A 20,163-nucleotide genomic window follows, 5' to 3' on the forward strand; every position below is an offset into this window, starting at 1 on the left:
ACTCAGGCCGGCTGCTCTTCGGCCACGCCGGCCAGCGCCAGGTTGGACAAGGCGCCCACGACGTCGTCGATGGTGCGGATGGTCTTGAACACTTCCGGCGCCAGGCGCTTGCCGGTCATCTGCTTGAGTTTGACGGCCAGGTCGACGGCGTCGATGCTGTCGATGTCGAGGTCGGCGTACAGGTTCGATTCCGGAGTCAGCGCGTCGCGGTCGAGTTCGAACATCTCGGCCAGCAGGTCGGCGACCCAGACAAACAGTTGGTCGCGGTTCATGTCGTTAATGGCTACCATGGCCTTCTCCTACTTCTTGCGGTTAGCTTCAATCATCGCTGCGAGCGCGCGCACCGATGCGAAATGGCGGCGCGTTTCCTGCGACTCCGCCGACAGCGTGATGCCGTAGCGCTTCTGCAGCGCCACGCCGATCTCGAGCGCGTCGATCGAATCGAGGCCCAGCCCTTCCACGAACAGGGGCGCCTCGCTGTCGATGTCGGCGGGAGCGATGTCTTCCAGCTGGAGGACGTCGATGATCAGTTCTTTCACTTCCTGTTCAAGCATGTTGCTGGCCTTCTTCCAAAAAAAGATGTTGCAGGTGTTCGGTGAGGCGGCGCGCGGCCAGGACCTCGCTCACGCCGGTGTCCTTGAAGCGCTCGACGCCGATGTCGTCCAGCACCTCGATGCGAAAGCTGGCCTGGCGCGGCGGCACGTGCCACCACTTGTCGCCCTTGCCGAGCGTGGGCGGCGTGCAGGTGATCAGCACCGGCGTCACGGCGCGCTCGCCGCGCACGGCGATATTCGCGGCGCCGCGCTTCAGCTGCATGGCGCCGCCGCGCGGGGTGCGCGTCCCTTCAGGGAACACGATCAAATTGCCGCCGGCGCGCAGCGAGGCGATGCAGTCCTCGACCAGCTCGGGGCCGCGGTCGTTGCGGATATAGCGCGCCGCGCGCACCGGGCCGCCCGTTACCGGGTTGTTCCAGAGGCCGCCCTTGACGATGCAGTCGGCGTTGCGCACAAAGGCGATCAGGAACACGGTGTCGATCAGGGTCGGGTGGTTCGCCAGGATCAGCTGGCCCTCGCGTTCGAGCCTGTCGAGGCCATGGGTTTCGTAGCGCAGCACGCCGAGGCCGCGCATGATGCCGACGAATGCGCGGAAGGCTGCGCGGATGGTGGCGCGCGCGGCGCGCATGCGCACCTGCGGGTCGCGCACGCACAGCGCCAGCAGCGGGAACACGAGCACGCGCAGCAGCAGGCCACCCAGGCCGAACAGCGCGAAGCTGATGCCGGTGGCGAGCACCCGCCAGCCGTGCCAGAGCCGGTCACGCATCGCGGCTCCAGGTCCAGCGCATGGCGCCGGTGTCGCGTACCAGTGCGGGCGTGGCGCCGAGCTGGAAGCGCAGCACTTCCAGGCCGCCAGGGGTGCTGCTCGCCTCCCCGGCTTGCGCGCCCTGCCAGGACAGGCGCAACGGATTCGCATCCGCCGCGGTCATGAGCCAGGCAAAGGCCCAGGGCTGTTCGTCGCAGTCCTCGAAGGGGGCGAGCAGCGCGGGCAGCGGCGCGTCGCAGGCGACCAGCAGTACGCTGGCGGCGCCGTCGGCCAGCATGCCGCAGGCTTCGATCACCGCGTGTTCGACGGTGGCGCTGCCGCCGGCCAGGGCCACGTGGTTGGCGCGGTCGGCACGTGCAATCGAAAACAGGCCGGCGCTGGCGTTGTGCACAGCCAGGCCGAAGGCGGTGGGCGACAGCGGTTCGCCGCGCGCCAGGTCGGACAGCAGTTCGATGGCGCGCGCCACTTCGCCGTGGCGCGAGCAGAAGACGGTGGGGACATTGGTTTGTCCGCCCGCGCATTCGTAGGCCACTTCGAGCGCCATGCGGCCCAGGAAGCCGGCACGGCGGCGCAGCATGGCGGGCATGGCGGCAACCTTCGGCTCCTCGCCCATTTCAATTGGCCAGGGAGCACCGGCCCAGGCGCGCCATGCGTCGGACGAAGTCACGCCGGGCGCCCAGGCAGCGTGCCTGGCAATGGAAAAGGCGACTTCGTGAGTGGACATAGGCGAGCGATGCGTAGGAAATGAAAGTCGATTCGGCAGCAAATTCAGACGCGCGACGGGGTGTTGTAGATCAAATTATAATCGCGCGACTTGCCTTAGAGAACAATGTCGCTAGTGGCAAGCCTCTTTTGCAACACTTGACAGACCGGGCTTATGCAGCCGGGATGCGCTCTTCAGCCACTGTTGTCGAAAGCGCGCCATATTGCCACATCGCAAGCCAGCTAAAACTCACACATTCTCACAATCAGCGGGATTACAACGGTCTTGCGATGGGGCTTGACGGCTGAATAGTGTTGGCGCTTGTAACGGACGATGGGCATCCGTAGGGTGGGCACTCCGTGCCCACGCGGTAGGTGCGCTGGCTTGCACTCGTGGCGGTAAATTGTCGCTCGCTGGCTTCAAGCGAAGCCGGGCGCCATGCGGGTTTGTCGTAGATGGAGGCGTTGCGAGCGATGCCTCGCCGCTGCGGACTGACGGATGGGTGCGTACCGCGTGGGCACGAGTGCCCACCCTACGGGAGACATTGTGGCTCCGGCCAGAGCCGACACAATAAAAAAAGCGCCCCGCGGGGCGCTTCGCTCATGCTGCGGGCAGCAGGCTGTGTATCTCGTCCGGCAGCGGCACCGATTTCTCGACCGTAAAATCAACCCAGACGATCTTGGCCGCGCCTTCGGCATGCAGCGCGCCCGCGTCTCCGTTCGCGTCGACGAGACGAATCTCGTGCGACACCTCGAAGCTCGACCGCCCCGGCGGACCGACCCAGGACGTGACCTCGATCTCGGCTGGATACTTCAGTTGCTTCAGGAACGAACACTGCGCATTGACCAGCACAGGGCCGCTCTTGCTCGGGTCGGGCAAGGCGCCCACCCCTTCCAGCCAGGCGATGCGCGCCGTCTCGATGTAGCGGAAATAAACCGTGTTGTTGACATGGCCCATCGCGTCCATATCGCCCCAGCGGACCGGCATCCGCATCGTGTGTACCAGCTTCTTGTTGCTCATGCTTCCTGCTCTTGTTGCTAAAAATTCGGTACTGCGAAGATCTTATTGCGCCGTCATGCCGTCGTCCGCCGTGATGATGGCGCCGTTGATGAAATGCGCTTCCTCGGCCGCCAGCAGCAGCAGCAGGCCATCCAGGTCTTCCGGCTTGCCCGGGCGCTTGCGCGGCAGCAGCTCGATCAGCTTCTTGCCCTGTTCGGTCTCGAAATAATCCTCGTTCATCTCGGTGGCGATGTAGCCGGGGCAGATGGCGTTCACGTTGATGCCGTACTTGCCCCACTCCACCGCCATCGCCTTGGTCATCTGCACCACGCCGGCCTTGCTCATGCAGTACACGCCGATCTGCGGCAGCACGCGCAGGCCGGCCACCGAGGCGATGTTTACGATGCGGTGCTGCTTGCGCGGATCGCCCTTGGCGCGCTGGATCATGCGCTTGGCCGCCTGCTGCGCGACGAAAAACGCGCCGCGCAAATTGGTGTCCATGATGTACTGGTAATCGTCTTCGGTGACATCGAGCAGGCGCTGGGTGCTCTGCACGCCGGAGTTGTTGACCAGGATGTCGATCGGGCCGGCCTCGGTTTCGGCGTGGGCAATCGCCGACTTGATGCTGGCCAGGTCGGTGACGTCGAGCGTGACCACGTGGGCGGCGCCGCCGTCGGCCTCGATTTCGGCGCGCAGTTCCTTCAGGCGGTCGATGCGGCGCGAGGCCAGCACCACCTGGGCGCCGGCGCCGGCCAGGGCTTTCGCGAAGCGCGCCCCGAGGCCGCTCGAGGCGCCGGTGACCATGGCGATCTTTCCTTCAAAATTGACTTCGATGCCCACGTTCGCTCCTGTCTGGTGTGCCGCGGCACGGATGACTATGAAGGCATAATGATGGCATAAAACCCAGCCCCAGGACGGCGGGATTAGACCTTCGCCCCTAATAATCGGGATAAATTGGCCCTAAAACGGTGCGCCACATTGCAAACGGCAGCAAAAACCCGCACACTCGTGCTTAAATTTTTTTAACCCATTTTACGACCATGACAGAGCCTACCAACATCCTCGAACAATACGGCCCGCGCGAAGCAATGGAGTACGACGTTGTGATCGTCGGCGGCGGCCCGGCGGGCCTGTCGGCGGCGATTCGCCTGAAGCAGCTGGCCGCTGAAAAAGGCCAGGAAGCGACGGTCTGCGTGCTGGAAAAAGGCAGCGAAGTCGGCGCCCATATCCTGTCGGGCGCGGTGATGGACCCGATCGCGCTGAACGAGCTGTTCCCGAACTGGAAGGAACTCGGCGCGCCGCTGAACACCGCCGTCACCGAAGACCAGGTGCTGTTCCTGACCGAGACCAAGTCGTACGCCACGCCCTCGTTCATGGTGCCCAAGTCGCTGACCAACCACGGCAACTACATCATCTCGCTGGCCAGCGTCACGCGCTGGCTGGGCCAGCAGGCCGAAGCCCTGGGTGTGGAAATCTTCCCCGGCTTCCCGGCGGCCGAAGTGCTGTACAACGAGGACGGCTCGGTGAAAGGTGTCGCCACCGGCAACATGGGCGTCAAGCGCGACGGCGAGCCAGGTCCGGACTTCCAGCTCGGCATGGAACTGCATGCAAAGTACACCTTCTTTGCCGAAGGTTCGCGCGGCCACCTGGGCAAGCAATTGATGGCCAAGTACGACCTGAACAAGGGCAAGGACCCGCAGGTGTACGGCATCGGCATCAAGGAACTCTGGGAAATCGACCCGGCCAAGCACAAGCCGGGCCTGGTGATCCACACCGCCGGCTGGCCGCTGCCGACCGATACCTATGGCGGCTCCTTCCTGTACCACCTGGAGAACAACCAGGTGGCCGTCGGCTACGTGGTGGGCCTGTCCTACCAGAACCCGTATTTGTCGCCGTACGAGGAATTCCAGCGCTACAAAACCCATCCGGCGATTCGCGGCTACTTCGAAGGCGGCAAGCGCATCTCGTATGGCGCGCGCGCGATCACCGCAGGCGGTTTGCAATCGCTGCCAAAAACCGTCTTCCCGGGCGGCTGCCTGATCGGCTGCGACGCGGGCTTCCTGAACGTCAGCCGCATCAAGGGCAGCCATGGCGCGATCAAGACCGGCATGCTGGCGGCGGAATCGGCCTTTGCGGCGCTCGGCGCGGGACGCCAGCACGATGAATTGAGCAGCTATCCGGAAGCCTTCAAGAACTCCTGGCTGCACGAGGAACTGCACGTGGCGCGCAACTTCAAGCCGTGGATGAGCAAGGGCCTGTACCTGGGCACTGTGATGACCGGTATCGACCAGTTGATCTTCAAGGGCAAGGCGCCCTGGACGCTGCGCCACAAGCATGCCGACAACGAATGCCTGCGCCCGGCTTCGGAATTCACGCCGATCGTGTATCCGAAACCGGACGGCAAGCTGACCTTCGACAAGCTGTCGTCGGTGTTCATCTCGAACACGAATCACGCGGAAGACCAGCCGGTGCACCTGACCCTGAAGAATCCGGCGATTCCGGTCGAGGTGAACCTGGCCAAGTATGCGGGGCCCGAGCAGCGCTATTGCCCTGCCGGCGTGTACGAGTATGTGAAGACGGATGCGGGGCAGGACCGCTTGCAGATCAATGCGCAGAACTGCGTGCATTGCAAGACCTGCGACATCAAGGACCCGACGCAGAATATCGTGTGGGTGACACCGGAAGGTGGCGGCGGGCCGAATTATCCGAACATGTAATTTGGTCGTTGGATGGGAAGACAGCTCGCTTTGGCGGGCTGTTTTTTATTGTCGGGTGTGCATCGACACGAAGGACCGCGTGGGCACGAGTGCAGGTGCAAACTTTCGCGGCATATGCAATGTAGGGTGGGCACTTGTGCCCACGCGGTACGACGCATGATCATCCAATACACGGACAATCTCAGGCCCACTGACACTTGTTACCGCCATACAACAAGTGCCCACCCCGCCTGGCTGGTGACGCGCATTATCCATATGCAATAATGCGCGCCTTCAATTCCACCAACCTTGCCTCCATGCCAAGCCCTCTCCGCCGCGCCCTGCTCTGCACCGCCCTCGCCTCAGTCTTCGCCCACGCCAGCGCCCAGACCACGCCCTCCTACCTGATGACCCGCCTGGCCCAGATGCCTGAATTCAGCCGCGCCGCAAGCACCATGGTGGTCTACGGCACGGTCGACCTCGGCACGCTGTACACGAAAACCGATCACGCCGCGGGCAAGTGGCAGATGCAGAGCGGCGGTACCTACAGCTCCAAGCTCGGTTTCTACGCATCGGAAGACCTGGGCGGTGGGCTGAAGGCGGAGATCAAGCTGGAAGCGGGCCTGAATGCCGACGACGGCACCCAGCAGGCCGCCGCCCTGTTCAACCGCGAGTCCTGGGTTGGCCTGCGGTCGAGCACCTGGGGCGCAGTGCGCATCGGTAACCAGATCAATGCGATGCTGCCGCTGTTCATCGACCCCTATGGCCTGCCGGTGACGAACTCGGTGTATACCTGGGTCGGCGGCGGCATCATGCAGACGCCGCGCGGCCTCGGCTCGAATACCGACCTCGGCCCCGGCGCGGCGACGATTCCGGTGCGCGTGCCGAAATCCATCACCTACGCCACGCCGCGCGTCGGCCCGCTGTCGGCGCAGTTCATCTACGCCACCAACCCGACCGGCGCCAACGAGCCCCGCACCGGCGCGCGCGGCGGCGTGCTGTCGTACAACAGCGGGCCGTTCTACCTGGCGGCCAGCCTGACCCAGGGCTTCAGCAGCCCGGTCGTGGTGACGGGCGGCGCGCCGGCACAGAGCGTGCGCACGGATATTCCGTCGGTCGGCGCGATCTTCGACAATGGCCGGCTGGTGCTGTCGACGTCCTATGTGCAGATCAAGCCGCGCGAGGCGCAGAGCGGCGAGGCCTCGCTGGTGACGCTGGGGTTGATCGTGCCGCGCGGGCAGTTCACCTACCGGGCGTCGGCGGTGTACCGCGATACCGAGCGGGCGCGCAATTTTTCCGGGCAGCTGGCGCAGTCGTCGGCGCTGGGGATCATGCTGGGGGCGGATGTCGATTTGTCGCGCCGGACAGGCTTGTATGTGCGGGCGGGGTCGGTACGCAATTTCGGGGTGTCGACGGTGATCCTGAATGGGACGGCATTGCCGCTGGTGGCGGGGACCACGGTGCCGCAGATGGGAATCGAAACGCGCACCCTGGCGATGGGTGTGACGCACCACTTCTGATGCGGGGGTAGTGGTCGTTGCAAGCGGTGGCGGGCGATGGTTCGCTGCTGCGGGTGCAAGGATCTGCACGTAACCGCGTGGGCACGGAGTGCCCACCCTACGAGACTACCTTTTATCGTAGCGCATCCTTGTAGGGTGGGTCGGTCCGCGTGCGGCTCGAACCCACCAGGCATACCTAATACGCCATGCGCCGGCCGTGGGCGCCGAAGCGGTGGCCGACCACCAGCGTGGTGCTGGCAACCAGGCTCGATAAACCAATGACCAGCTGCACCAGCCGGTCGGCCGGCAGCAGCCAGTATTGGCCCGGCGGCGGCTCGGCGCCGGTGGCAGCGGTGATCAGGGGCGCGATCCAGGCCGCGTCCGGCTCGACGTCGAGCACGAGCGCATCCTCGCCGGTCTGCAGGTAGATGTCGCCGCCTTCGGCCAGCGTGAACTTGACGCCGTAACCGGTTTCCTGCGGCTTGATCAGGTCCTGCAACGCCTGGTCGTGCTCGGCGATCCAGAGCTCGACATCCTGCGGGGTTTCGAGGTGGAACCAGGGACGGGGACGGAAGCGCGGCGGGGTGTCTGGGGAATCGTTTGATGCGGTCATGACATGCGATAAGAATGGCGTAAGAGCCGTATGCTACGGCATTTGCAGGCATGCGTGGGCCGCGCTTTAATCGGCGACGATGGTGACGATGCGCGGCGTCACCACCTCCCCCTCGATCAGCAGCTCGGCGCAGGAAATGGGCAGCGTGAAGCGGCGCCGGCCGGCACTGCCCGGATTCACGTACAGCACGCCGCCGCGCTCGCTGCAGGCCGGCTTGTGCGAATGCCCGGACACGACCACGCGCACCCCGGCCGCGCGCGGGTCGATGGCGAGTTCCTTCAGGTCGTGGATCGCGTACAGGGTCACGCCGGCGCATTGCAGCGTCGCCGTCACGGGTATGCCGGCGGCCCAGTCCTCGCGGTCGTTATTCCCGCGCACCACGGTCAAGGGCGCAAGTTGCGCCAGCTCGTCGAGGATGCCGGGCTTGCCGATGTCGCCGCCATGCACGATATGGTCGCAGCCGGCCAGGAAGCGCAATGCTTCCGGACGCAGCAGGCCGTGGGTATCGGAAATCAGGCCGATGCGCACGGCCGCCGGCGACACCATCAGTGGCGCTTGGCGCTCGCCATCTTCGCCGTCGTGTAGATCGAGTACAGCGCGGCCAGGCCCACCACCACGTACACCAGGCGCGTGGCCGGGCTGCCCGGGCCGAAGATGGTGGCGACGATATCGACGTCGAACAGGCCGACCATGGCCCAGTTCAGGCCGCCGACGATCAGCAGCGCCATGGCCAGGTAGTCGAGGGCCGACATGGCGGAACGGCGGCCTTCGCGCAGGGCGAGACGGCGTTCCGGGCTGGTACGGCGGTCCATCGTGGGTGCGTTCATCGTTGCCATCGTTTTCTCCTCGGATCGGATGAGTCGGGATGCGTCGAACCGGCGGCGCAAGCGGCGCCGCGCAGACTCACGATAGCAAAAATACCAGCAGGCTGGCGCGCCGTGGATGGCGGACTAACCTTTCCAGGTGCGGTTCAGGCCGGTATCCGCATGAATCCAGCCGCCCTTCGGACCCGACCGGTAGTAATAGCCCACCCCGCCGGTGCGGAAGCTGCGCACCAGTCCGCCAAGGACTTCCTCGTTCAGGCTGGCAATCCGGATGTCGGCGGCCTTGCCCGTCATGTGCAGCGACTTGCGCGCGGCCGGCACGCCGGCTTCGATCAGGCGCGCGTTCGAGGCCGGGGTGCGGTAGCCCGACAGGATCTCGAGCGGCTGCTCCAGGCCGTAGCGGGCGATGAAGGCCTGGGTGCTCCACAGCATTTCCAGCAGTTTCGGGTCGATCGCCGCGGTCTGCTTGCCGTTCACGTCGCGCAGCAGGTGGCACAGTTCCTGGTAGGCGGAATCGATCATCTCGCCGTCTTTCCAGTACAGCAGCCTGGCCTTTTCGCCGCTGGCCGGGCGGGTGACGGTAAGCGTACGCGGCTTGACCCAGAAATCGAGGTCGAGCAACTGCGCGTCGAACAAATCGGGAGGGGGAGTCAGGTCGGCCGGCGCCGCCTGCGCTGCAGCCTGGGCACTGCCGATCAGGGTCGGGCTCAGTACGCCCAGGGCGGACAGGTGCATGCCCTGTCGAAGGAAATCTCTGCGGGAAGACATAACGTACTCATCAATGCGAAGGTCTGTACTATAACGCAACAACTTCGCTTAAAGAAGACGGTACGTGTCGCTTATTGGCTGCAATTGCAAAAACGTTTACCCTGTTTTGCCGCAACCGCTGGATCGATATCCAGTGCTTTCCACAACAAGTTGCTTTCCATGCCGAAGCAGGACTTTTCCAGGCCGGCATTCGTGTAGCCATGGCGCTCGAAAAACGGCGCCGCGCTGTGCGGGCTGTGCAGGTGCAGCTTGCGGATATTCCAGGCGCGCGCCTGCGCTTCCAGGGCTGCCAGCAGGGCGCGGCCGACGCCGCTGCGCAAGGCATCCGGCTCGACATAGCAGAGTGGCACCTTGCCGGCCTGGGTCAGCAGGGCCAGGCCGAGCAGTTTGCCGTCCTGCTCGGCAACGATGGCGTAGTTGGTCGGCGCGGTGAACCAGGCGGCGACATTCTCCGGCGTCTTGTTGCCGAGCCAGGTGTCGAGCAGGCCAGGACGGTCGCGATGATCGGCCTCGCAGCCGATCTCGATCGAGCGGCGTAGCAAGGCGCAGGCGTAAGCGGCGTCGGCCGGTGCTGCTGTGCGAATATCGATACCCATACCATCTGACCCAGTAAATCGTTGTCTCACTATTTTCTTGCTGCGCATTGTCCCGTCCGGGTATCCCATCCGGGTAGCGCAATGCCCGGACTATACACCGAAAGCGGCTTCGTCTGCCGGATGCCATGCAGTCCTGGCGCCAGTCTGCGCGCGGCTTCTAAGCATATGACGAAAGTATTCTTCCGTTTCGCGCCGAAATTAAGGAACATGCACACTGTCCCAATAGCATACAAAAAGCGAGAACATATGCCGAACAAATTCCTGCCCCTGCGTCGCGTGTCGTTGTCCCTTGGCGCCGCATTGGCCCTGGGCGCCGTCCTGCCGCTGAGCGCAAGCGCCGCCGAGGCCGAGCTGCTGAACGTGTCCTACGACGTGGCGCGCGAACTGTACAAGGACGTCAACCCGGCCTTCATCGCCGACTATAAAAAGGCGACCGGCGACACCGTCACCATCAAGCAGTCGCACGGCGGCTCGAGCAAGCAGGCGCGCGCCGTGGCCGACGGCCTGGAAGCGTCGGTCGTCACCATGAACCAGGCCAACGACATCGACATGCTGGCCGACCGTGGCTTGGTGGCCAAGGACTGGGCGAAGAAGTTCCCGAACAATGCGGCGCCCTATTACTCGACCATGGTGTTCCTGGTCCGCAAGGGCAATCCAAAAGGCATCAAGAACTGGGACGACCTGGCCAAGCCGGGCGTGCAGGTCGTGATCCCGAACCCGAAGACCGCGGGCAATGGCCGCTACACCTACCTGGCGGCCTGGGGCTCGGTGCTGAAAAAGGGCGGCAACGAAGCGCAGGCGCGCGACCTGGTCGGCCGCATCTTCAAGAATGTGCCGATCCTCGACGGCGGCGGCCGTGCTGCCACCACCACCTTTACCCAGCGCCAGATCGGCGACGCCCTGGTGACCTTCGAAAACGAAGTCAGCATGGTGCGCAAGGAGTTCGGCGACAACTTCGAGGTCGTGTATCCGCAAGCTTCGATCCTGGCCGAATCGCCGGTGGCCGTGGTCGACAAGGTGGTCGACCGCCGCAATGTACGCAAGCCGGCAACGGCCTACCTGAACTTCCTGTACACCCCGGCCGGCCAGGAAATCGGCGCCAAGCACTTCCTGCGCGTGCGCAACGAAGCGGTGATGAAGAAGTATGCGGCGAACTACAAGCCGATCGCCCTGTTCACGGTCGACGAGCTGTTCGGCGGCTGGCGCAATGCCCAGAAGGTCCACTTCGACGACGGCGGCGAGTTCGACAAGATCTACCAGCCGAAGTAATCGTCTTGACGAAGCAGTCAGCTTCTTGCAACTCTAAAAAGGCCCTGCAACAACGCAGGGCCTTTTTTTCGGGAAAATATGCATATGGAGGTCGTTTTTTCCTGTGCGCCATAGACACGGGGAAATGGCGATGCTATCTTTCAAACTTCGGTGTGCCTTACAGCAAGACGCGATGCCGCCCTGGCATCCTGGCCCTCAACCCCGACTCCCCATTCCGACACCATGATGAAAAAACTGTTCGCTGCCGTCCTATTGTCGATCTCGTCTGCTGCCGCACTCGCGGTGCCGTTCGGTTCGCAATCGGTGCTGGTGGTGGAAGATGACACCGGCAAAGTTCTGCTGGAAAAAAACGCCAGCACCGTCATGCCCATCGCCTCGCTGACCAAGCTGATGACCGCCATGGTCATCCTGGACGCGAAGCAGGACATGCAGGAACTGATCGAGATCGACCGCAGCGACGTCGATACCCTGAAACACAGCACCTCGCGCGTGCCGGTCGGCGCCAGCATTCCGCGCGAAGACGTGCTGCAACTGGCCCTGATGTCTTCGGACAACCGCGCCGCCGCCTCGCTTGCCCGCACCTATCCGGGCGGCGTGCCTGCCTTCAAGGCTGCCGTGCGCCACAAGATCGCCGCGCTGGGCATGACCAACACCGTGATCGAAGAGCCGACCGGCCTGTCGCCGAACAACCGCTCGACCGCTGCCGACCTGGTCAAGATGGCCAACGCCGCCTCGAACTACAAGGAAATCACCGACCGCACCACCGATGCCAAGAACCTGATCAGCATCAACAGCCGCGAAGTCGAATTCCACAACACCAACCGCCTGGTCGGCGCCAAGGGCTGGGACGTCGGCCTGTCGAAGACCGGCTACACCCAGGAAGCGGGCCGCTGCCTGATCATGAGCATCAAGGCCGCCGGCAAGAACGCGACCATGGTGCTGCTGAACGCCGGCGCCTCGTCGGCGCGCATCATGGACGCGCTGAACATCCGCCGCTACATCAATGGCGGGAAGGACCCGGTTGCCGCCAGCGCCCCGCGCGCGGTGCTGAAGGCCAGCAGCCGCGCCCCGCGCATCAAGGCCTCAGCCGGCCGCGTGAAGGTCAAGGCGAAAGCCTCGACCCGCAGCAAGTCGAAAGTCGTGGTCGCGCCGAAGAAGAAAAAGGCCGTCGTCACGCGCAAGCGCCGCAATTGATTGGGCGCCGCCTGCGGGCGGTCTGGGCTCGGATGACAAAGGGACTCTCGCTCACGCGGCAGTCCCTTTTGTTTTGGAGAGTGGCAATATAGGAGTCCGCCCGGCGGGTCCTCTCAATTCCCCAGCAGCCCGTAATCGCACGATGGCCCACGATATCGCCCGATTCGGCCGCGAAAGCGCACGATCTGCGCGCGCACGGAGCGCGATTCCGCACGATATGCGTTCGCATATCTCGCCATATGCCAAAGCGTATAAACGATGGCATCGTGTGAAATCGTGCCGCTGTCGCGCAGTTTCGTCGCCGTTTCGTGCGAATGCGCGACCGTATCGCGCGGTTTCGTCCGCAAATCGTGCGCTATCGTGTCGTATCGTGCGAAAGCGGGGTAATGGAGGCGATGACTACCCCGCCCTCCCCTGCGCCTACCTGGCTGCCGGCGTAACCGGCGCCGTCAAGGTAAAGCCTTTCAGGGGCAGGCGCATCGACACGGCTGCCGCGATCACCAGCAGCACGCCGGACAGGCCAAATGCCACCCAGTGCGTGCCGAAGCGGTCGAACGCCCAGCCGCCCAGCCAGGAGCTGAGCATGGCGCCAACCTGGTGGCCCAGATACGCTGTGCCGTACATCACGCCAACCAGGCGCACGCCGTAAATATCGGCCAGCATTGCCGACGAGGTGGCGATGCTGCCGGCCCAGACCATGCCACCGATGGCTGCGGCGACGTACAGCTCCCAATGGGTGCCGACGGCCAAGAGCGCAAAGAAGCCGAAGCCGCGCACCAGGTAGATCGCGCCCAGGATATTCCGGCGCGGCAGGCGGTCCGACAGGCGGCCCAGCACCAGCGTGCCGAGGATCGCCACCAGGCCGATCAGCCCGATGCCGTAGGAACTGGTCATGGCGTCGAAACCATGGTCCATCAGCATGGGCACGCCGTGGGTGCCGAGCAGGTTCATGCTGAAGCCGCAGGCAAACAGGCCGATCACGATTTTCCAGAACGGCGAGGTCTGCACGGCGGCGCCGAAGCTCAGGCTGGCCGGCGCCGTCTTGCCGCCCGCCTTGCCTGCGCTGACCTGCTCGGACAGCAAATCGGTATGTTCGGGCGCCGCCTCGCGCATGCACAGCAGCGCCGCCGGCACCGTCACCACGGCGAACAGGACCGCAAAGCCGATCAGCGTCGATTGCCAGCCGATGGCGTGGATGGATGCGGTAAGGATGGGCGTGAGCAGCGCCATGCCCGCCATCGACCCGGTGGACAGGAAGAACAGCGCCATGCCGCGCTGGCGCGTGAACCAGCGGCTGATGATGGGCGTCAGCGCCACCGGGCTGGTAAAGCCGAGACCGACCGACATCAGCACGCCGAACGCCAGCAGGAAGCCCAGCGGCGAACGCGCGTTCACGGTCCAGATCACCGAGCCGACCACGATGGCCGTGCCGAGCAGCAGCACGACACGCGTGCCGAAGCACCCCACCAGGTAGCCCGCCAGCGGCATCGCCAGACCATAGCACAGCATGCCGATGGCAATGATCGAGGCCAGCAGGCTGCGGCTGAAGCCCAGGTCCTCGACCATGGGCAGGAAGAAGGGCCCGATGCCGAGGCGCATGCCGACCGTCAGAGTGGTGAGCAGGGTGGCGGCGGCAACGATATTCCAGCCGAAATACCAGGATTGTTTTGTCATGAAAAGCGAGGAAAAGCATAAAAAGCGAGGGTCAAGTCTGACATTCGGACACGAGCTCATCCGTATTGCCCAACCTGCCCGTTCATTTCCAAGGATAACAGCAGAGGCCGTGTCCGCATGTCAGACCTGACCCCCGTTGTTTTTTTGCTGCTTATTTGCTAATGATGACCGGTTCCTCGAAGCCCAGCTCCTGCATGCGCGGCAGCTGGGTCTTGGCGTCGCCCACCACCAGCCAGACCATCTTCGACGGGTCCAGGTATTTCTGCGACAGCGACTGGATCTGTGGCAGGGTCATGGCCTTGACGATGGCTTCGCGGTCCTTGACGTAGCTGGCGCGCCAGCCGAACTTGCTGATGTTGTCCAGCATGTTCAGCTTCGCCGCCGAGGTTTCGAAGACGCGCGCGTTACTCTTGACCAGGAAGTTCTTGGTCGTTTCCAGGTCGGCCGCCGAGTAAGTCGCCGGGTATTCCTGCAGCACCTGCTTCACCAGCTGGGCCGATTCGAGCGTGACGTTGCTGCGCACGCCGCTGGCGATGGTGAAGGGACCGGCGCTGTTGCTGCCGGCGAAGGCCGAATTGATGCCGTAGGTGTAGCCCTTGCCTTCGCGCAGCTGCTGGGTCAGGCGCGAGGCGAAGCCGCCGCCGCCCAGGATGTAGTTGGTCACGGTGGCCGGATAAAAGTCCGGGTCGGTGGCCGCCAGCGCGCGGTAGCCGATGCGCAGCACCGATTGCTTGGCATCCGGCACGTCGACGAAATAGACCCTGGCCGGCGTCGGGGCCGGCGCAGGCACGGCGGCCGGCAGCACGACCGGCTTGGCCTTCCACTCGCGGTCCAGCTCGGCCAGCGAGCGCGTCACGCTTGCCTTCGGCAAGGCGCCGACCACGTGCATGCGCGCCACCGACGGCGACAGATTCGCGCGGTAGTAATCCTTCAGGTCGTCGATGGTGATCGCATTCACGCTCTCCACCGTGCCCAGGATGTTGCGCGAACGCGGATCGTCCTTGCCATACACCAGCTTGCCGAAGTTCAGGCTGGCCACGGCATTCGGCTCGGCTTCCTGCTGGCGGATCTGGCTCAGCACGCTCTGCTTGATGAGCGCAAATTCCTTCTCGTCCCAGCGCGGCTGCAGCAGGATTTCCTCGACCAGGTCCAGCGTGGCCTGGTAATTGCGGGCCAGGGTGGTGACGCCGATGCGCACGTCTTCGTTGCGCGCAAACACATTGATGCTCGCGCCCAATTGCTGGATTGCTTCTTCCAGTTCCTGCGGCGTTTTCTTGGCCGTGCCCTGGGTCATCAGGCGCGCCATCAAATTCGCCACGCCCACCTTTTCCGGCTTGTCGAGCAGCAGGCCGCCGTCGACGGCGATGTCGAACTCCACCAGCGGCACCTCGTCGTTCTCGATGCCGACCACGCGCATGCCGTTCGCCAGTTTGGTGTCCCAGACCTGCGGCACCTTGACCACCGGCGCCGGGCCATACGGCGGCTCCTTGCTGCGGTCGAAGCTGGACGGAGTCTTCGCATACTCGGCGTTCGCGCTCGGGTCGACCGCGTTCTCGGCGCCCTGCACCACTTTTTCCTCGACCACGTCGGCCTTGCCGGAGCCGCTCAGGGCCAGCGCCAGCTTGCCTTTCGGGACGAAACTGGTGGCCACGTACGGTTTGCCCTTGATGTAGGTGGCGTACACGCGGCGCACGTCGGCCGTGGTCACGGCCAGGGTCTTGCGGATGCCTTCTTCGATGTGGCCCGGATTGCCGGTCAGGTAGTTGTATTCGGCCAGCAGCGCCGACTTGCCGAGCACGCTCGACACCGAGTTATAGAAACGCGTCTCGAGGCCGGCCTTGATGCGGTTCAGGTCGCGCTCCGAGATGCCTTCCTTTTCGAATTTGGCGAATGCCTTGTCGATGGAACCCGCCACCTGGTCGAGCGGTTTACCCTCGAAGGCGCGCACCTTCAGCATGAACTGGCCGGCCAGTTCCGCAGTCTGGTTGCCCATCTGGACGGCTGGCGCCAGCTTGTCGTCTTCCACCAGCACCTGGTAGAACGGCGCGCGCTTGGTCTCCGACAGGTATTCGGCCAGCACTTCCAGCGCATAGCTGTCGGGATGCAGGTCCTCGACCGTCGGCCAGGACATGGTCAGCTCGGGCAGCTTGGCGAAGTTGTCTTCGTGCGCCAGCTTCACGGTCTGCTTCACCACGCCCGGACGCTTGTCCATCGCTTTCATCGGCGCGCCGCGCTTGATCTCGGAAAAATACTTCTCGACCCACTTGCGGGCCTGGGCCGGGTCGAAGTCGCCGGCAATCACCAGGGTCACGTTGTTCGGCACGTACCACAGGCGGTAGAACTCCTTGACGTCGTCCAGGGTCGCGTTCTGCAGGTCTTCGAGCGAGCCGATCACCTGCCAGTTGTAGGGGTGATCGTTCGGGTACAGGGCCTTGTTGATGACGTAGCGGGTGTGGCCATACGGCGCGTTGTCCACGCCCTGGCGCTTCTCGTTCTTGACGACCTGCTTTTCCTTGGCCAGCACCGGTTCGGTCACGGTGTTGATGAACCAGCCGAGTTTATCGGCTTCGGCCCAGATCATCTTTTCCAGCGCATCCTTCGGCACGGTCTGCAGGTAGTTGGTGCGGTCCTGCGAGGTCGAGCCGTTGGCGCCGGAGCCGCCGATGCGCGCGGTCATCTTGTCGAGACCGCCCTTGCCCAGGTTTTCCGATTCCAGGAACAGCAGGTGTTCGAACAGGTGGGCAAAGCCGGTGCGGCCGGCCTTTTCGCGCGACGAACCCACGTGCGCGGTGAGATTCACGGCTACCACCGGGTCCGAGCGGTCGATGTGGAAGACCACGTCCAGTCCGTTCGGCAGCGTGAACTTCTGGAAGTCCACTTTCAGGCCGGCCTGCGGCGCGCTGGCGGCCGGCTTGCCGGCGGCGTGGGCCGGCGCCAGGACGGTCGACGCGAGCGCCGACGAAATGCAGGCTGCGAGCACCAGCTTCGATGGGAAAGTCTTCATGCAATCAGATCCTCAGAATAGAACGATGGCGCCGGATGGTCCGGTGCACCATAAGGTTCTGGATAGTATTGCAATTTCCCAATTGCTACAACGTCCTGACTAGCCTCGCTGCGACGCGATGCCCGAACGACAGCAAAAAGTTATTGACAGTGCTACTGTCACAATTTACTGTATTAAAACTGCCTGACTGAATCGGCCATGGCGATCTCTCATTAAGCAACAGCGGAGCATGAGCATGACAAGCGACGAACCGAGAACCTTCACCATCGACGAACTGTCGGCCCTGACCGGCTTGCCGAAGCGGACCGTGCGCTACTACATCCAGCTGGGCCTGGTCGATCGTCCCGAAGGCGAAACCCGTTCGGCACGCTATGGCCAGCAGCACCTGGAGCAGCTGCTGGCGATCCGGCGCTGGACCCAGGAGGGGCTGTCGCTCGAACGCATCCGCGAGCGCCTCGACAACGCCTCCGAGCCCGCTCCCGAACGCCGCAACCGCAACGGGACGGTCGAAGTCTGGAGCCATTTCATCGTCGACGAGGGCGTCGAGGTGAAGCTCGATCCGGCGCAGGCCGGGCTGTCGCCGGAACAGGTCCGGACATTCTTTGCCGCCGTGATGGCGGCTTACCAGCACATCAAACAAGAGGAACCCTCGGCATGAGCATCGGCGTGAACATCGGCGTGAATACGGGCATGGCCAGCGACGCATTCGTCTCCCTTCGCGGCAAGCCCCGCGCCTCGGTCCTGGAATCGGTGCGCGCCGAAGGCAGCGTCAAGGGCTTGCTGTTCGAGCTGAGGGTGGAGCAGCGCTACCGGAACGCCGGCGCCACCAACATCGAAGCCGTATACAACTTCCCGGTGCCGTGGAATGCAGTCTTGCTGGACGTGGAGTTCGTGCTGGGCGAGCGCGTGCTGCGCGGAACCGTGACGGCCAAGGCCGACGGCGAGCGCCAGTACGAGCGTGCGCTGGAAGAAGGCGATACGGCGGTGATGGTGGAACGCGCGGCCGACGGCGTATACACGGTCAACGTGGGCAACCTGCTGCCGGGCGAAACGGCGCTGGTGCGCTTCCGCTATGCCCAGCTGCTCACCCTGGCGCAGGGCCAGGTGCGGCTGGTGGTCCCGACCGTCATCGGGCCACGCTATGGCGACGCGGGCGCGATCGGCATGCAGCCGCATCAGGTGCCGGTCACCGATGTGCTGGCCCGGCACCCCTTCACGCTCGACCTCGAACTGCATGGCGACCTGGCCGGGGGCCGGCTCGCCTCGCCCTCGCACGCGCTGGCGCTGCGCCGTACCGACGCCGGCGTCCGCGTCTCGCCCGCCGCCGACGCCTGCCTCGACCGCGATTTCGTGCTGGCCATCGACAGCCTGGCGGCGACATCCTTTTCCACGGTCGGCAGGGATGGCCGCGGCTACGTTGCGCTCGCGAGCCTTTGCCCGGACACGACGGGCGCCGCGCATCCGCTCGGCCTGAAGATCCTGGTCGACTGCTCGGGCTCGATGAATGGCGACCGCATCGACGCCGCACGCACCGCCCTGCACCAGGTCCTGAGCCACCTCGACATCGCCGACAGCTTCAGCTTCAGCCGCTTCGGCAGCGCGGTCGAGCACTGCACCCGCGCGCTGATGGCGGCCACACCGCGCGCCATCGCCAAGGCCGGCGGCTGGGTCTCCGACACCCAGGCCGACATGGGCGGCACCGACATCCGCCAGGCGCTGCTGTCCACCTTCGACCTCGGCGCCCCTGTCGCTGCGGACGTCTTGCTGGTCACCGACGGCGACGTATGGGAAGCGGACGAACTTGTCGCCTGCGCCGAACGGGCCGGCCAGCGTGTGTTCGCGGTGGGCATCGGCAGCGCCCCGGCCTCCTCGCTCCTGCACATGCTGGCCATCCGCAGCGGCGGCGCCTGCGAGTTGATCGCCGACCCGGTGGAAGCCGACGGCGCGATCCGCAGGATGGTCAAACGCATGCGCCAGGCGCCGGTGAGGAACGCGCAGGTGACCTGGGATGGCGAAGCGCGCTGGCAGGCCGATGCCGGTCCGCTGTTCAATGGCGAGACCGTGCACCACTTCGCAGGCTTCTTCGAAGCTGCACCGGGCAGCGCCGTGCTCGAATGGTGCGACCCGGCCAGTGGAGCGCCGCAGCGCGCCGAACTGCGCATCGATGGCGCCATCGTCGAGGGCGACACCCTGGCCAGGGTAGCCGCCGCGGCGCGCATGCGCGATGCCGATGCCCGCACGCGCCATGCGCTGGCCATGGAATATGGCCTGGTCGGCCAGACGACCAACCTGGTGCTGACGCTGGCGCGCGCGGACGGCGAAAAGCAGCAGATCATGCCGGCGCTGGAACGCGTTGCCCAGGCCTTGCCTGCGGGCTGGGGCGGCGCGGGCGTGCTGCGTACCGGGACCTATTCGGCGCCGGCGGTCTGGAGCCGCGGCGACACGGCGATGATGGTCGGGCAGCGCCAGGCCGGCTACGACACACCAGTGATGTTCCGGCGGCAGGCGCTGCTGGAGGCCGATCCGTATCCGAACCGGGCGCGCATGCACGCATTTGTCGAGCACCTGGGCAACCAGTCCGTCCCCCTGCCAGACTCGCTCGACCAGCTCGAGGGCGCTTTGCCGCCGCAATTGGTCGAAGCCTTGCGCGGTCTTGCCGCAGCCGGCTACGGTGAGACGCCGGTGGTGCAGGCCCTGCTCCGTGCGATCCGCAAGCTCGTCACGCCGCGCAGCCTGATAGCGCGCCTGACCGAGACGATCGGCAGCCTGGGCAGGCCGGGTGACACGCTGGACGAGTGCATGCTGGCGATCCATGTCGAGAAGATCGTGCGTGACGCCTACGACACCAAGACGGCAACGAGTTGGGACGAAGAAATACCGTCTTTCCTGCGCAAGCGGGCCGATTGATGCACAGCGCGGCACCGGCCGTCCACGCAGATCCGGGCTGCGCCGCGTCAGGCGAGCGACACTTGTTTAATTGCCTTACTAAAACAGTGGTAAGGTA

19 protein-coding genes are annotated in these 20,163 nt (G+C 64.6%); 6 read left to right on the top strand and 13 right to left on the bottom strand.

Annotated elements, in window-relative coordinates; translation table 11 throughout:
- Positions 1-2: 2 nt before the first annotated feature.
- The 6 genes from QWL29_RS11015 to QWL29_RS11040 form a co-directional block, all read right to left on the bottom strand.
- Complete coding sequence (locus QWL29_RS11015; RefSeq protein WP_370663690.1) at positions 3-290, bottom strand: acyl carrier protein; 288 nt, start codon at positions 288-290, stop codon at positions 3-5.
- Positions 291-299: 9 nt separating this feature from the next.
- Positions 300-554 (bottom strand): phosphopantetheine-binding protein, encoded by a 255-nt coding sequence (locus QWL29_RS11020; protein ID WP_229436664.1) that lies wholly within the window; start codon positions 552-554, stop codon positions 300-302.
- Positions 547-1,320 (bottom strand): lysophospholipid acyltransferase family protein, encoded by a 774-nt coding sequence (locus QWL29_RS11025; protein ID WP_305822934.1) that lies wholly within the window; start codon positions 1,318-1,320, stop codon positions 547-549. The genes QWL29_RS11020 and QWL29_RS11025 overlap by 8 nt, the downstream gene beginning before the upstream one ends.
- Positions 1,313-2,044 carry a beta-ketoacyl synthase chain length factor gene (locus QWL29_RS11030; protein ID WP_305822935.1) on the bottom strand — a complete coding sequence of 244 codons (732 nt, stop codon included), beginning with the start codon at positions 2,042-2,044 and terminating at the stop codon, positions 1,313-1,315. Before QWL29_RS11030 ends, QWL29_RS11025 begins: the two co-directional genes overlap by 8 nt.
- 579 nt (positions 2,045-2,623) lie before the next feature.
- Complete coding sequence (locus tag QWL29_RS11035; RefSeq protein ID WP_305822936.1) at positions 2,624-3,043, bottom strand: acyl-CoA thioesterase; 420 nt, start codon at positions 3,041-3,043, stop codon at positions 2,624-2,626.
- A gap of 42 nt (positions 3,044-3,085) precedes the next feature.
- Positions 3,086-3,862, bottom strand: coding sequence for an SDR family oxidoreductase (locus tag QWL29_RS11040; RefSeq protein ID WP_305822937.1), 777 nt, complete (start codon positions 3,860-3,862; stop codon positions 3,086-3,088).
- A 200-nt stretch (positions 3,863-4,062) separates the two neighbouring features.
- Between QWL29_RS11040 and QWL29_RS11045 the strand changes: the two genes are divergently transcribed.
- Both QWL29_RS11045 and QWL29_RS11050 read left to right on the top strand, forming a co-directional pair.
- A complete protein-coding gene (locus QWL29_RS11045; RefSeq protein WP_305822938.1) occupies positions 4,063-5,739 on the top strand; it encodes an electron transfer flavoprotein-ubiquinone oxidoreductase in 1,677 nt (558 codons plus the stop codon).
- Positions 5,740-6,035: 296 nt separating this feature from the next.
- A complete protein-coding gene (locus QWL29_RS11050) occupies positions 6,036-7,238 on the top strand; it encodes a porin (RefSeq protein WP_305822939.1) in 1,203 nt (400 codons plus the stop codon).
- Positions 7,239-7,413: 175 nt separating this feature from the next.
- On the opposite strand, the gene QWL29_RS11055 is transcribed toward QWL29_RS11050, so the two are convergent.
- The 5 genes from QWL29_RS11055 to QWL29_RS11075 all read right to left on the bottom strand — a co-directional run bounded on the left by QWL29_RS11055 (position 7,414) and on the right by QWL29_RS11075 (position 10,018).
- Positions 7,414-7,830, bottom strand: coding sequence for a hypothetical protein (locus QWL29_RS11055; RefSeq protein ID WP_305822940.1), 417 nt, complete (start codon positions 7,828-7,830; stop codon positions 7,414-7,416).
- Between the two features lie 66 nt (positions 7,831-7,896).
- Positions 7,897-8,376 carry a metallophosphoesterase family protein gene (locus tag QWL29_RS11060; RefSeq protein ID WP_305822941.1) on the bottom strand — a complete coding sequence of 160 codons (480 nt, stop codon included), beginning with the start codon at positions 8,374-8,376 and terminating at the stop codon, positions 7,897-7,899.
- A complete protein-coding gene (locus QWL29_RS11065) occupies positions 8,376-8,666 on the bottom strand; it encodes a DUF378 domain-containing protein (RefSeq protein WP_305822942.1) in 291 nt (96 codons plus the stop codon). The genes QWL29_RS11060 and QWL29_RS11065 overlap by 1 nt, the downstream gene beginning before the upstream one ends.
- Before the next feature lie 114 nt (positions 8,667-8,780).
- Positions 8,781-9,389 carry a YcbK family protein gene (locus QWL29_RS11070; protein ID WP_305822943.1) on the bottom strand — a complete coding sequence of 203 codons (609 nt, stop codon included), beginning with the start codon at positions 9,387-9,389 and terminating at the stop codon, positions 8,781-8,783.
- A 104-nt stretch (positions 9,390-9,493) separates the two neighbouring features.
- Complete coding sequence (locus tag QWL29_RS11075; protein ID WP_305822944.1) at positions 9,494-10,018, bottom strand: GNAT family N-acetyltransferase; 525 nt, start codon at positions 10,016-10,018, stop codon at positions 9,494-9,496.
- A gap of 246 nt (positions 10,019-10,264) precedes the next feature.
- On the opposite strand from QWL29_RS11075, the gene QWL29_RS11080 reads away from it, so the two are divergent.
- Positions 10,265-11,287 carry a sulfate ABC transporter substrate-binding protein gene (locus QWL29_RS11080; protein WP_305822945.1) on the top strand — a complete coding sequence of 341 codons (1,023 nt, stop codon included), beginning with the start codon at positions 10,265-10,267 and terminating at the stop codon, positions 11,285-11,287.
- Between the two features lie 222 nt (positions 11,288-11,509).
- Positions 11,510-12,481 carry a serine hydrolase gene (locus QWL29_RS11085; protein ID WP_305822946.1) on the top strand — a complete coding sequence of 324 codons (972 nt, stop codon included), beginning with the start codon at positions 11,510-11,512 and terminating at the stop codon, positions 12,479-12,481.
- A 420-nt stretch (positions 12,482-12,901) separates the two neighbouring features.
- Here QWL29_RS11085 and QWL29_RS11090 read toward each other — a convergent pair whose 3' ends face one another.
- The gene (locus QWL29_RS11090) at positions 12,902-14,155 is read right to left on the bottom strand and encodes an MFS transporter (protein WP_305822947.1); all 1,254 of its coding nucleotides are present in this window, start codon (positions 14,153-14,155) and stop codon (positions 12,902-12,904) included.
- Between the two features lie 151 nt (positions 14,156-14,306).
- The gene (locus QWL29_RS11095; RefSeq protein ID WP_305822948.1) at positions 14,307-17,159 is read right to left on the bottom strand and encodes a M16 family metallopeptidase; all 2,853 of its coding nucleotides are present in this window, start codon (positions 17,157-17,159) and stop codon (positions 14,307-14,309) included.
- Between the two features lie 235 nt (positions 17,160-17,394).
- On the opposite strand from QWL29_RS11095, the gene QWL29_RS11100 reads away from it, so the two are divergent.
- Both QWL29_RS11100 and QWL29_RS11105 read left to right on the top strand, forming a co-directional pair.
- Positions 17,395-17,817: a MerR family transcriptional regulator gene (locus QWL29_RS11100; RefSeq protein WP_305822949.1), complete on the top strand. Its 423-nt coding sequence runs from the start codon at positions 17,395-17,397 to the stop codon at positions 17,815-17,817.
- Positions 17,814-20,066, top strand: coding sequence for a VIT and vWA domain-containing protein (locus QWL29_RS11105; RefSeq protein WP_305822950.1), 2,253 nt, complete (start codon positions 17,814-17,816; stop codon positions 20,064-20,066). Before QWL29_RS11100 ends, QWL29_RS11105 begins: the two co-directional genes overlap by 4 nt.
- The last annotated feature ends 97 nt before the right edge of the window (positions 20,067-20,163 follow it).

Origin of the sequence: Massilia brevitalea (assembly GCF_030711405.1) — a bacterium.
Classification (GTDB): Bacteria; Pseudomonadota; Gammaproteobacteria; order Burkholderiales; family Burkholderiaceae_D; genus Telluria; species Telluria brevitalea.